The sequence below is a fragment of the Sphingobium sp. BHU LFT2 genome (assembly GCF_018604485.1).
Classification (GTDB): Bacteria; Pseudomonadota; Alphaproteobacteria; order Sphingomonadales; family Sphingomonadaceae; genus Sphingobium; species Sphingobium yanoikuyae_A.
In genome coordinates, this window is the sequence record NZ_JAFCGW010000037.1 from 1 (window position 1) to 12,047 (window position 12,047).

Genomic DNA, 12,047 nt, shown 5'->3' on the forward strand with positions numbered 1-12,047 from the left:
TCGCGGCTGATCTTGTCGTACAGCGCGTAGAAACGATAGCCGGCTTCTGCCTTCGCTTTCGCGTGCAACGCCTTCTGCAGCTTCTGGACGCTTTTGCCGAGTTGATAGGTTGTTTAATCGCATGATCAACGTTAAGACCGATCGGCGACTAACCGACGGATCAGCGGGGCGCGATAGTATTCCAGCAGCAACCAGAGTTCGCACAGGTGAGACCGCATACCGGGAGCGGGGTTGTTTCCGCGGTCGGCAAAAGCCGCCGCACAATGGTCTTCGCAGGAATGGCCTTCCTATGTTCCCACGCAGCATCCGAGGAACTGCATTCAATCTAAACGGAATGGCCAGACCCACGTCCGCGGCAAGGACGTCCTGCGCGTCGGTCAGGAGCGCGCTGGAATGGTGCGATAGCATCGGAATTGGAGATTATCGCTCCTGCGGACAGGAGGTTTGCCGCCTGGCAGAGTGCCCGCTGACTGAGGGCAATAGCGCAACATACGCAATCTTCCCCGCACCCATGTCCATCCATCGTTCGAGGGAAAGATAGTGGAGCGTCGCAGGATTCCGACCGAGAGAAGCAACCTGCTGCAATCGCCAAGGGCCGAAAGCGGCAAAGCTCCGCTAGCATCTGAGGTCCTGGTAGATCGCCTCGCTCATCTGCTGGCCGAGGTGAGGACGTCCGACATTCCTCCACTCATTGAAGCGCTTCTCGAGCGCCGCGCTGTCACCGAGACGGAAATGGCGAAACCGCCGATCGCGGACCCGCCGCTTTTTCTTCTGCACCAGTGGAGGCTTCTCTCGCTCGGCTGCTTCAACGGTCTGTGCCATGCCTGCAGCTATGATCCGGATGGCGACCTGATGGACTATCCTCGCCTGAGCCATGCGGCCAACCGCCCAATCGAGACACTTCTTGCCATTCCCAATTTCAATCGTGCTTCCCTGATGGAGCTTGCCCTAGTCGCGCAAGACTATGGGCATGTGCTGCGACAGCGGAGCGGCATGTTCCTGCCGCCAACGAAAGATATGGAGGTCGCCCGCACAGCCCGTTCCGCCAGATTAGCTAAGGAGCAGAAACGCTGGCACGAACTGTCCCTAATGCTCCACGAACGCAATGGGGAGAGGTTGAGCTGGAAGGCGCTGGCCCGGCGACATGGCCGATCCGTCGACCCTCTCAGAGTTGCACTTCAGGTGCACGAGAAGCTCATGCTATTTCAAGCAAAGAACGAGCTACCTCAAGGTAAGTCCCCGGGCCTAAAGCATCTTCCGACTCGTCTGCCTCAGCTCGGATCCTCTGGATCCCTGTTTGACCGCGTTTCCCGAGTCGTCAGATGAACCTATCTGCTTAAAGCAAGGCTCCAGGGGTCTCATCACGCGCAGACAAAGCGCCGCGAATTAAAACGTCGAGAACCAATATCAGGATCATTCCGACTAAGGGCCGCCATTTAAAATAAGGCGTGCGGATCGGATATAATGGGCGAGCTCGGTGTCATTATCTATCAACCGCTCGGCCAGATCCTTCATATCGGTCATGTCGGAGTCAGGACAAAAAGGCCCTTCGGCCTGAGCCTCGATCGTCGCGATACTAAGACAGAGCGCCTTTTTCACCAGATGCAGATCGCGCGATCGGATTTCGGCCATGACGCACTCCAGGATTTGCTGAAGCCACCATGCCACAAAGCCGGCCGGTACGTCTTCCTCGATCATAGGGATGAGACGGGCCGCAACACCGCCGCCGGGCGCGGCGATATGCAAGGCTGACGTCAGCCTTGGTAGATGAGGCGTACTGCGACGCCCCAACGCGAGATAAGCCTGCCCATAAAAGCCGCGATACCCATGACTGTGCCCAGTCGTTGTCATAAAGCATCAGCGGGCAGCCGTGAGAGCCATTGCATCCGGATGGCTGCCAAACCATGACCGATGATGACCCACGGCTGATCCTGGGCCTGCACAAGGGTGTGCAAAGCCCGGCAACCTGAAAGCGCCAGTGTCTGCAATAGCTTCGCCCCATGAACCTGGTCTGCGAAGCGCAAAGCGAACAATCTACAGGGATTTCGTGTCGGGAGGCAGACTGGGCTCCTGCGCGTCGCCAGCGGCATCCGTTTCCACGCTGCTGTCCGACTTTGACGGATCGGCACCCGCAGAAGGCGCGCCACCGCCCCCGGCACTGTCTTCATCATAATCTTCATTTCCGTCATAGGTGCCGCCCGCACCGGCGCCGCTGCCAACCACGGGCCCGGAGCCAGGCTTGGCCCGCTGGCCCCGATCGTGTGCAGAAGGCCTGTTGAGCGGCGTGATGCCGAGGCTCTCGTTAGTGGCCTTCTGATCACCGTCATAGGCTGGCGGTGCGAACGGCTTGCGGTCATCCTTGCTCATATTGGTCGGCGCTCCATTGCTTGGCGGAGAGTTTCTCGTTGCGCGTCGGGCGAGCGGCGCCCGATATCCGCCAAAGAGCAGCGCTCGATATCCGGACAGACGGATCGTCCGAACCAGGCGCCGCCTGGTTGCGCCCTGCGGCTCACCGTCCTGCTGCCCTTAATGGCGCGGCGTCGCGCCGCAACCGCAGATAGGATCAGACGCATAGGTCCCGGGATGCCATTTCCAGAAAGATAGCGATCTCGAAAGGCGTCAGGGCGGAATAGTCCTCGACCGCATCCCAGGCCGCAACCAGTTCCACGTCACTGAGCGACGGTAAAGCATCATATTGAAGCCTGGGCACGACCAATCTCCTTACTGGTAGCCGCCCTCCGCTTCCCGCTTCTCGGCAGCGTCCTTCTGGGCGTCTTCAAGTTCGTCGATTTCATCTTCATCGTCGACATCGACGTCCCTATCGGTGCCGTCGGCCTCTTCCGAGGCTTGCTCTATCTCGTCATCCTGGACATCGAAATTTTCTTCGCCCTCGCGCGCTTCATCCGCCATGTCTCTCTCCTATGCTTGAGAGAGGGCAACGGACCGATCAAAGGCTTGTTCCGGGCTTTCAACGCCCGACTAATCTGGATCAGGCGATAATTTGTCAGGGCGCGCCGAACAAAAAAGGCGCCCCGTCGATCGGCGCGAGGCGCCCAATGTTTCCCGCGCAAAAGGATCGACGAAACTCGGACATTCCTGATGGGACCTTCCGACGCCGACTTCATCAGTCTGGCCATCATGCAGGCAGATTTCCAAAGAAAACAGCCTGATCCAGATTAGTCAGGCCGGATTTCCAGTCTTGTGGACGAAGCGATCTTGCTATCCTCCGGCAATCTGGCAATCTCGTATGCGGCGGGCAGACCCATGAAGGAACATGGATCATGCCAAAGCTTACCGAACGCCAACGCCTATCCGAGCTCGAAACGAAGCAGCGCAAGCTGCGCGAAGAAATTGAGGCAGCGCGCCTTTCGCTGCGAGCGCGCTATGACGCTATCGTCCAGGAATTTCCGGTCGAAAGTCTGACCGAACGCGAACTGCGCGAACTGGTGCAGCTCTCGATTCAGCTCGGCGGCACCACCGCGATCGCTGCCCTCAAGCCCTTGCTCGATACGCAATCACCCGGCAGAAAGCCGGTAGCGCTCCGATAAGGTGGCGCGCCCTCTCGACGGGGCGGCGATGACTTGGCGTCTGACCCGCCTGAGGAAGGCCTCGACATTGCCCGTAGGTTCGATCCTGACCTGACGGACCTGCTTGGCTACCGCAGTCTATCAATCCGCGCTCTGCACGGTGGCGAACATCCCGCCGTCGAGCGCGCATCGCTGGACGGTCGCCCTCGCGACACGCAAGATATTGACGCGTCGCCTCGACCCACGCGACAGGCGAAGGATTACGGTCCGGCTGGCGCCGCCCATAAAAGTGGCCCTGGACAGGATCATGGACGAGGCATCGATCGCCGCGATCGCCTTCGTCGATCATTGCGCGGGCAAGCCGGATGGCATATGATGCGTGATGCTAAATGCTTGAGGATGATGTGATGAGAACGACCCTGGTGATCGATGATGACGTGATGGCGGCGGCACGCGCCATTGCCGACCATCAGCACAGCTCCATCGGCCGCGTCCTGTCCGACCTTGCGCGCAAGGCACTGCATGCGCCAGAGGTATCCCGCACCAGAAATGGCATTAGCCTGCTGCCGACTAAAGCTGGCGTGGTAGTGACGCAGGACATCGTCAACGCCCTGCGCGATGAGGCGCCATGACCTATCTTCTGGACGTCAATGTTCTGGTCGCGCTGATCGATCCCAATCATGTTGGCCATGAAGCGGCCCATCTCTGGTTTGAAGCCGAAGGCAGTAAAGCGTGGGCGACCTGCCCCATCACCGAAAACGGTGTAATCCGGATCGTTGGCAACGTGCGCTATCCTTCCACGCCAGGTTCGCCAGCCGAGGTCGCGTCGATCATGGCCCAGATGTGCAGGCTTCCAGGGCACAGCTTCTGGGCAGAGGACATCAGCCTTCTCAACGCTGACCATGTCGACGCCAGCCAAATCCTCACCTCTGCGCAGGTAACCGACACCTACCTGTTGGCGCTTGCCGTAGCCCGTAAGGGTAAGCTCGCAACCTTCGACCGGCGCCTCACGGCAAGAGGCGTGGCCGGCGGCAAGGACGCGATCCACCTTATCGGAAATCATTGATGCGCACCGACCTTGACCATCTGCCTGCGGCCAAGCAGCGAGAGCTCGAAGAGGTTGTCCGCATCCTGTTCGCCGAGTTCAGGGAGGCTACCGAGAACGCGACCGGCCGCTAGAAATCGGCCCGCATCCTCAAGATCATTCTGTTCGGCTCTTATACGCGGGGCGACTGGGTCGATGCACCGTTCGACGCCAACCAGTATAAATCCGACATGGATATTCTGGTCATCGTGAACCAGAAGGAACTCGCCGATGTGGCGGCATATTGGTCCGTGGCCGAGCAGCGGCTGATCGACGCCTATCTGATCGAGAAGCGCATCAACACGCCGGTTCATTTCATCGTCCATTCGCTCCAGCAGGCGAACCAGGGCCTCAGCCACGGCAGGGTCTTCTTCATGGAGATCGCCGAACAGGGCATCGCTCTCTATGAGGCGGACGATCGCGAACTGGCCAAACCCAAGCCCAAAACGCCATCAGAGGCATGGACCGCAGCGCAGGAATATTTCGACGAATATTTTCCGGATGCGATGCGGCGTTTTGAAGGTGCAAAGTTCCACATCGAGAAGGAGCATACCAAGCAGGCCGCGTTCGACCTGCACCAGACGGCAGAGGGGCTATATCAGGCGATCCTTCTCACCCTCACCTTCTACACCCCTTATGATCACAACATCGCCTTCCTGCGGCTGCAGGCTGAGGGCCGCGACCCCACGTTGTTTGACGTTTGGCCCCGGGGCACGCGCAAGGAACGCGCGATGTTTCAGAAGCTGAAGGACGCCTATGTGAAGGCGCGCTATTCCAAACATTATAAGATTGATTTGGAGGAGTTGCGCTGGCTAGCTGGACGGATAGAAGAACTTGGCCAGATCACGCATTCCATATGCTCTAGGCATATTGCAAAGTTGAAGGAGAAGGCGCGTCATTGACTTGGTCAAAGGTTCTTAAACGTAAATTTCGATAATTCGGAATGGTCAATGATGGGACCTTCGCGACTGTCCTTTGTGGATGGCTCCCGCGTTGCAAGTACAAATTGACGCGTTGTCGATCGGTCGGTTGCAGTCGTCTGTCCGGCCTGTTGATGCAGCCGATAGGGACTGCTGGCCTTGATGGGGTTCGCGAACTGGGTCCCAATCGGGTTCTCAGGCTATAACGCCTCTGACAGTCGGAGGGTTGTCCCAGTTCCCGGTCTGACCGGTATCGCCATCACATCGCATCGCGCTTACAACTTCATGAAGCTGATATTCTCAGCTTATCTCTTAATGTTGGGCCGCCAACATGGGCAGGTGCCGTGCTCGGTACGTCTCACCGCGTGTCATGAGGGCCCAGATGACGCGGGCCATTTTGTTGGCCATTGCCACTGTCGCGACTCGAGCGGGCTTCTTCGCCAACGGCGCGAGAAGCCGTGGATCCGCAGTGTCAGGTTTGCATTTAGCATAGCGGACCAGCGCCGTTGCGCCGATGACGAGCAGCTGGCGTAGATATTTGTCGCCCATCTTCGTGATCCGACCCAGACGCTCTTTCCCGCCACTGGATTTCTGTAGCGGAGTCAGGCCCAGCCAGGCGGCGAACTGACGCCCTGACTGGAATTGATGAGGGTCGCTTACCGACGCAGCAAAAGCGGTAGCGCCGACAGGCCCTACGCCGGGGATGGTCGACAAGCGTCGCGCAACTTCATCGCTACGTTGAAGGGCATTCAAAGCCTTATCTATTTTCTGAAGCCGGGCATGTGTGTCGATGGCTTGTTGCGATAGCATGCCGACAATCATCGTCGCCTCTGCGGGAAGGCCTATTTCGATCTCACCATCGACTATCTGGCGTGCCATAGTCAGTGCTTTCTCAATGCCTTCCGGAATAGCGATGCCGAACTCTCCCAGCATGCTGCGCATCATGTTCACCAACTGCGTCCGTTGCCGCACCAGCAAGGTACGTGCTCTATGCAGGGATAGCGCAGACTGCTGATCACGAGACTTCACAGCGACAAACCGCATCGTCGGACGCGTGACCGCTTCGCAAATCGCCTCGGCATCGACGGCATCATTCTTGCCGCGCTTCACATAGGGTTTGACGTAGCCGGGCGGCATCAGTCGTACCTCATGACCAAGGCTGATCAATTCACGCGCCCAATGATGGGATGTGCCCCATGCCTCGATCCCGACCAGGCATGGTGGTAGTTTCCGGAAGAACGGCAGCATTTGCGAACGCCGCAGGGCTTTGCGTACAACGACCCCGCCAGTCGCATCGACACCGTGAACCTGAAAAACGTTCTTGGCCAAATCCAGGCCGATCGTGGTAATCTCCATGACGGATGGCTCCTCTGCTCGGATTGCATGACAGCAAACCCATCTTGGCACTTTGATGCCGTGAGCGGGAGCCATCCACCCTATCCGGTTCGCAGCGCCATACCGACCAATCCGGTCGTCAAATGGGAGCAGGCTGACGTCCATTCGCGCCTATTAGGCGGTGACGGCTGTCAGGCCCGCTTCCCGAAAGCGGTCATCATTCGACGTCTGTTCCCAAAGGTGGGGTCGATATGGCCGCCTGCGCGCCGTTGTCACCGCGGAATGGTCGCGGCCTTAATTGGCTTTTCATTGTATCATTGACGCTGAGCCGGCCGAAAGAAGGAAGGAGGAAACGGCGCCTGTCCTTCGCCTTTAGCGTTGCGCAATTCATTACGGCCACCAGAATCGGCGCTCAACGGAATCTGCATGCCGTCGGTTTGCTCCAATATCCTGAACAGATTGCCGCTGAGGCGCTGCGCCAGATCCTCATGCCCAGGTTGCGCCAGCAGATTGTTGTTTTCGTGCGGGTCGGCGGCAAGGTCATAGAGTTCATCCAGATCCCATATGCCGTGAAAATGGATATATTTGTATCGGTCCTCGCGTAGGGCATGGACGGTGGGCGTCTGCGGGAAATTGCGTTCCCAATAATATTCGTAGAGGAATTCGTTGCGCCATGGCGCCTTGGGATCGCGGGCCAGCGGCAGGAAGTCCGATCCGGCCATATGGTCTGGCGCCTCCAAACCGGCGGCCGCCAGCATGGTCGGCGCAATGTCGATATTGGCAACGACGGCCTCCACCGTGCTCCCCGCCGGGAAGAGCGAGGGGCAGCGCGCGATCATCGGGATGCGCATCGATTCCTCATAGGCTGTCCGCTTGTCGATCAAGCCATGTTCCCCGAACATGAAACCATTGTCGCCCAGATACAGGATCAGCGTGTCGTCGAGTTCGCCGCGCTTTTCCAGCAGGTCCATGATGCGGGCCAGCCCTTCATCCACGGCCAGCAATGTTTCCATATAGCGCTTGTAATAATCGGCGATGTCGAGCGTGCCATGATAGGCATAGTCCACCCCGTGCCAGCTGTTGCGCTGATTTTCGACCCACATGGGGCGCCCCGGAACGCCCGGTTTCATGTTTTCGGGATAGCGGAACGTTTCCTTGTCATAGCGGCCGACATGGCGGGGTGCGGGCATGAATTCGGCGTGGACCGCCTTGTGCGCCAGATGCATCATCCATGGACGCTTGCCGTCGCGCTTTTCGATCCAGTCAATAGCATAGTCGGTCAGTTCGTCGGTGATATAGCCCTTTTGCGGCACCTTCCTGCCATCGACGTTCAGGCCATTGGCGCTGGGCATATAGGTGCCCTGTCCCTTGAAACTGACCCAGTGATCGAAGCCGGGCTGAGGATCGTCTCCTTCGCTGCCCATGTGCCATTTGCCGATGAAGGCGGTGTCATAACCCGCCTGTTGAAGATATTGCGGATAGAAGATCAGGCCGGGCGGAATGGGATGATTATTGTCCACCACCTTGTGCTGATGCGCGTAAAGGCCGGTGAAGATGGAGGCGCGGCTGGGGGAGCAGAGCGCTGTCGTGACGAAGGCGTTTCGGAAATGCGTGCCTTCCCGCGCCAGCCGGTCGAGCGTGGGCGTGTCGCCGAAATTTTGCGCCTTCATGAAGCCCAGTGCGTCGTAGCGATGATCGTCGGTCAGGACGACCAGGATATTCTTGGGTTTCGCCGCGGCCTTGCGCTTGAGCCGCAGGGTGGGCGCGGCTGCCGCCTTGCCAGCGCCCTGCGCGGCGGCAGCCCAGGAATAAAGGCCGAATGCGCCCCCGCTGCCCGCCAGCAGCACGCCGCGCCGATCGATCTTGTCCGTCATGTCAGTCTCCCTTGGGCCGGCGGGCGTCAGCGCCGCCGACCGTCATGTGAAAATATCAGAAGCTGGCCCGCACGCCGCCAAACAGGCGACGGCCGGAATCCAGATAATTGGCGGGCAGGCCGGTGGTGTATCGCACGACCTCATCCCGATCGAGGATGTTGACCGCCTCTACCACGACCGAAATCTGCGGCGTCACCTTCAGGCTGATGCTGGCGTCGAGCGAACCGAAGGCGAGGTTGGTCCGCCCCATTGCGGGCGGAACGGCCGCCGATGCGAGATATTTGCTGCGCCAGCTGTAGGAGAGGCGTGCGCCGATCGGCCCCTTTTCATAATAACCGACCAGATTGTAATTGTGCTTGGACGCGGCGGTTAGCTGCGTGGGATCGCTATTGTCGATGAAGGTATAGTTGGCCATCGCGCCAAGGCCGTCGAACGGCGCGGGCAGGAAAGTGAACGCCTGCTGCGCATAAAGTTCGATGCCCTTCAGGTTCACGCCCGACCCGTTGACCAGTTCGCTGACGGTGAAGTCGGTCTGTATCGTCGTATTGCCAGTGGTGCGGATATAGGTGACGGGCAGCGAGATGATGCTCTGTTGCCGCCGGATCAGGCTTTCCAGCTTCTTGTAGAAGAGCGATGCGCCTACCAGCCCGTCGCGACCGAAATAATATTCGACCGTGGCGTCGACATTATTGGCCCGGAACGGGTCAAGCGTGGGGTTGTTGCGCGTCACCGTCAGCGCATTGCCGTTCGCGGTGGTCGTGGGCGAAATGTCCCCCAGATTGGGCCGCGATATGGTGCGCGAGGCGGAGAAGCGGAACTGCAAGGCGTCGGTCGCTTCATATTTCAGGTTGAGGCTAGGCAGGAAATCCCAGTAGCTGCGTGACACCGACAATGGTCCTGCGGCGGGTACGCGGGTGAACATGCCGGTTTCGACCTCCACCGTGATGCCGTTGAGGTCTGGCGCGACGCCCACCGTCGTCTGGCTGGTGCGCACCGCGCGCAGGCCGATATTGCCGGTCAACCGGTCGAAGGCGACGTCGCCCCGTCCGTAAAGGGCCAGCGTCTTTTCCTTAACGTCCAGGATGCCGGTCGCGTCGTTGGTGTAGTTGCCCGCCGCGATCAGTTGTTCTTTCGTCAGGCCCGCGACGAAGGACCTTGCATCGGACCCCAGCCATTGCTGCGGAAAGGACGCGCCGCCATCATAGCTGCCAAGGAAGGAACCGGACCCCGGCTGGATCAGGATCATGAACGGTGCGGCGCTGAAAGATCCCGCAACCGGACCGGCCGGCAGGCCGCCATAAAGTTGAGAGACATTGGCCGCGCTGATCGTGATCTGCTTGTTGTCCGCATAGAGGGCGCGATCGGTATATTTGACGCCGGCGCGTAGGGCCGTGAGGCCCCGGTCGCCGAAATCATGGCGAATATCCAGTTTGACATCGCGCAGCCGGTCGCGCGTCACGCGGTCCAGTTCGCCGTTCAGGCTGAGCAGGCGGAAATTGTTGGGGTCCATCTTTCGGTCGGCGAAGCCGTCTAGATAGGTAATGCTGGGTATGTCGTCGCCCGGCCGGGCCACCACACGGACCGTGCCGTTGATGCTGTCGGCGATGTTGAGCGTGTCGCGGCGCTGGCGCGATCGTTGTTCCGATCCTTCCAGCACTATGGTCCAGCCGTCCCGCTCATATTTGCCGCCCGCCACGATGGAGCGGATATAGCCGGAGCGATCCTGATAACGGCCGCCATTGCGCAGGTCGATATTGCTGACGGTGAAGTCGGTCGCCGTCTCCACGCCGTCCAGAACTTCCGTGCTGGAGGCGATCACGCCGCTGGCGCCCGCGAAATTCTGCCAGTTTTCCTGACGCACCGCCTCCACATTCACCCTTGTGTAGAAGCCATCGACATAAAGCTGGAGGTCGTCGCTGGGCTTGAACTGCACCGACGCGATGCCGCTCAGTCGCCGGTTCCGTTCGGTGAACATGTCATGGATGATAAGGCCTGGGATACGCACCAGCCGTGCCGGGTCGATCCGCCCGTCGCCATTCAGGTCATCCGCGCCGCCGCCCAGCGGCACGCCCTGCGCCTCCGTCACGGTGTTCCATCCGGTTTCGACCTGATGCGTTTGCGGGCGTCGTTCCGTGTAGGACGCGCCGATCGTGATGCCCAGCCGCCCGTCGAGGAAGCTGTCGGCATAGAGCCCAGAAAGGCGCGGCGACACCTTGCCGGAATTGCTTTCATGTTCGGCCTGCGCCGCGAGCGTCAGCACGCGCTTGCCAATATCCAGCGCGCGGGGCGTGCGGATATTGACGGTCCCGGCCAGGCCGCCATCCTCCAGATCGGCGGTGGGCGACTTGTAGACTTCCAGCGTGCGGACGAACTCCGGCGGCAGGGCAGAGAAATCGAACGACCGCGAAAAGCCGGTGAACAGGTCGTTTATGGCGTTGGGCACCGACCTGCCATTGAGCGTGACGAGGGTGAAGGTGTCGGGCAGACCGCGTATATTAACGCTGCGCCCTTCACCCCGGGTCCGGTTAATCTGGACACCGGTGATGCGCTGTACCGATTCCGCGACGTTCACATCGGGGAATTTGCCGATATCTTCTGCGCTGATGACATCGACGATGCTGTCCGCCTGACGCTTGATCTGCGCGGCGCGTTCGATACCACTGCGGATGCCGGTCACGACGATATCGCTGGCGGGTTCGCTATCCGCGCTTTCAGGGGCAGGCTGGGGCGCAATCTGCGCTTGCGCCATGGCGGGCGCAAGCATCATCAACGAGGCAGCCGTGCCCGCCAACCATTTTCCTTTACGCCGAACATTCTGATTATGCGACATGCTTCCCCCTTGCGATTTGTAGACCGTCAGGACGATGCGGCGCGCGCGACCGCGACCGCGCCCGCCCCGCATATGCGTGGCAGGTTAGTCCCTTGGCGCCTTAGCGCATCGTGACGATGGTGATGGAGAACCTGGCGATGTCGCCTCGGTAATAGCGAACGCTTCGCCGTTGGCCTTGCGTTGGCAATCTCTACTTATGAGGTTGTCAAATAGGAGGCAATTAAAGCATTAATTGTGTGCTGCATAGGATGACTTGGCGTTGGTGCAGGAAAGCTGAGCGACTTTCATCGGGTTGAAGCTCGGGGCCGCAACCCACAAAGCCTCGCGGCGTGGCCTTGCTGACCGGTCGAATTTGGGACACCGCGTAATTGATGTAGGCGCGCTCCTACATGGTACAAAATCGCATGAACGCTTCGATTAAGGAGGGTGACCATGTCGATCTATGCAGGACTGGATGTGAGTGACAAAACCACGCAT

General features: G+C 59.5%; 12 protein-coding genes. 6 read left to right on the forward strand and 6 right to left on the reverse strand.

Going from position 1 to position 12,047, the window contains the following annotated elements; all coding sequences use genetic code 11:
• Positions 1-540 precede the first annotated feature (540 nt).
• Positions 541-1,326 (forward strand): hypothetical protein, encoded by a 786-nt coding sequence (locus tag JQK15_RS25795; protein ID WP_214869392.1) that lies wholly within the window; start codon positions 541-543, stop codon positions 1,324-1,326.
• A 96-nt stretch (positions 1,327-1,422) separates the two neighbouring features.
• On the opposite strand, the gene JQK15_RS27130 is transcribed toward JQK15_RS25795, so the two are convergent.
• The 3 genes from JQK15_RS27130 to JQK15_RS25810 all read right to left on the reverse strand — a co-directional run bounded on the left by JQK15_RS27130 (position 1,423) and on the right by JQK15_RS25810 (position 2,910).
• Complete coding sequence (locus JQK15_RS27130; protein ID WP_251008064.1) at positions 1,423-1,746, reverse strand: hypothetical protein; 324 nt, start codon at positions 1,744-1,746, stop codon at positions 1,423-1,425.
• Positions 1,747-2,034: 288 nt separating this feature from the next.
• Entirely contained in the window at positions 2,035-2,367 is a 333-nt protein-coding gene (locus JQK15_RS25805) for a hypothetical protein (protein ID WP_214869394.1), read from the reverse strand.
• 354 nt (positions 2,368-2,721) lie between these two features.
• On the reverse strand, positions 2,722-2,910 hold the full coding sequence (locus JQK15_RS25810; RefSeq protein ID WP_214869397.1) for a hypothetical protein: 189 nt from the start codon (positions 2,908-2,910) through the stop codon (positions 2,722-2,724).
• 371 nt (positions 2,911-3,281) lie between these two features.
• Here JQK15_RS25810 and JQK15_RS25815 point away from each other — a divergent pair, with 371 nt between their 5' ends.
• The 5 genes from JQK15_RS25815 (at position 3,282) to JQK15_RS25835 (ending at position 5,513) form a co-directional block, all read left to right on the forward strand.
• The gene (locus JQK15_RS25815; RefSeq protein ID WP_214869399.1) at positions 3,282-3,548 is read left to right on the forward strand and encodes a hypothetical protein; all 267 of its coding nucleotides are present in this window, start codon (positions 3,282-3,284) and stop codon (positions 3,546-3,548) included.
• A gap of 103 nt (positions 3,549-3,651) precedes the next feature.
• Positions 3,652-3,903, forward strand: a complete 252-nt coding sequence (locus tag JQK15_RS25820) for a hypothetical protein (RefSeq protein WP_214869401.1) — start codon at positions 3,652-3,654, stop codon at positions 3,901-3,903.
• A 31-nt stretch (positions 3,904-3,934) separates the two neighbouring features.
• The gene (locus JQK15_RS25825) at positions 3,935-4,159 is read left to right on the forward strand and encodes a hypothetical protein (protein WP_214869404.1); all 225 of its coding nucleotides are present in this window, start codon (positions 3,935-3,937) and stop codon (positions 4,157-4,159) included.
• Entirely contained in the window at positions 4,156-4,593 is a 438-nt protein-coding gene (locus JQK15_RS25830) for a TA system VapC family ribonuclease toxin (protein ID WP_214869407.1), read from the forward strand. The genes JQK15_RS25825 and JQK15_RS25830 overlap by 4 nt, the downstream gene beginning before the upstream one ends.
• 209 nt (positions 4,594-4,802) lie before the next feature.
• Complete coding sequence (locus tag JQK15_RS25835; protein WP_502956884.1) at positions 4,803-5,513, forward strand: HEPN domain-containing protein; 711 nt, start codon at positions 4,803-4,805, stop codon at positions 5,511-5,513.
• Positions 5,514-5,843: 330 nt separating this feature from the next.
• Here JQK15_RS25835 and JQK15_RS25840 read toward each other — a convergent pair whose 3' ends face one another.
• From JQK15_RS25840 to JQK15_RS25850, 3 genes are all read right to left on the reverse strand, one after another.
• Positions 5,844-6,887 (reverse strand): IS110 family RNA-guided transposase, encoded by a 1,044-nt coding sequence (locus JQK15_RS25840; RefSeq protein ID WP_214869409.1) that lies wholly within the window; start codon positions 6,885-6,887, stop codon positions 5,844-5,846.
• A gap of 293 nt (positions 6,888-7,180) precedes the next feature.
• Positions 7,181-8,740, reverse strand: a complete 1,560-nt coding sequence (locus JQK15_RS25845) for a sulfatase family protein (protein WP_214869411.1) — start codon at positions 8,738-8,740, stop codon at positions 7,181-7,183.
• Positions 8,741-8,795: 55 nt separating this feature from the next.
• Positions 8,796-11,507, reverse strand: a complete 2,712-nt coding sequence (locus JQK15_RS25850) for a TonB-dependent receptor (RefSeq protein ID WP_214869413.1) — start codon at positions 11,505-11,507, stop codon at positions 8,796-8,798.
• Positions 11,508-12,047 lie beyond the last annotated feature (540 nt).

Excerpts from the sequence above, each read along its gene's own strand:
- JQK15_RS25830 (WP_214869407.1), top strand. The coding sequence starts at position 4,156 with ATGACCTATCTTCTGGACGTCAATGTTCTGGTCGCGCTGATCGATCCC.
- JQK15_RS25825 (WP_214869404.1), top strand. The coding sequence starts at position 3,935 with ATGAGAACGACCCTGGTGATCGATGATGACGTGATGGCGGCGGCACGC.
- JQK15_RS25845 (WP_214869411.1), bottom strand. The coding sequence starts at position 8,740 with ATGACGGACAAGATCGATCGGCGCGGCGTGCTGCTGGCGGGCAGCGGG.
- JQK15_RS25840 (WP_214869409.1), bottom strand. The coding sequence starts at position 6,887 with ATGGAGATTACCACGATCGGCCTGGATTTGGCCAAGAACGTTTTTCAG.
- JQK15_RS25805 (WP_214869394.1), bottom strand. The coding sequence starts at position 2,367 with ATGAGCAAGGATGACCGCAAGCCGTTCGCACCGCCAGCCTATGACGGT.
- JQK15_RS25835 (WP_502956884.1), top strand. The coding sequence starts at position 4,803 with ATGGATATTCTGGTCATCGTGAACCAGAAGGAACTCGCCGATGTGGCG.
- JQK15_RS25815 (WP_214869399.1), top strand. The coding sequence starts at position 3,282 with ATGCCAAAGCTTACCGAACGCCAACGCCTATCCGAGCTCGAAACGAAG.
- JQK15_RS25810 (WP_214869397.1), bottom strand. The coding sequence starts at position 2,910 with ATGGCGGATGAAGCGCGCGAGGGCGAAGAAAATTTCGATGTCCAGGAT.
- JQK15_RS25850 (WP_214869413.1), bottom strand. The coding sequence starts at position 11,507 with ATGATGCTTGCGCCCGCCATGGCGCAAGCGCAGATTGCGCCCCAGCCT.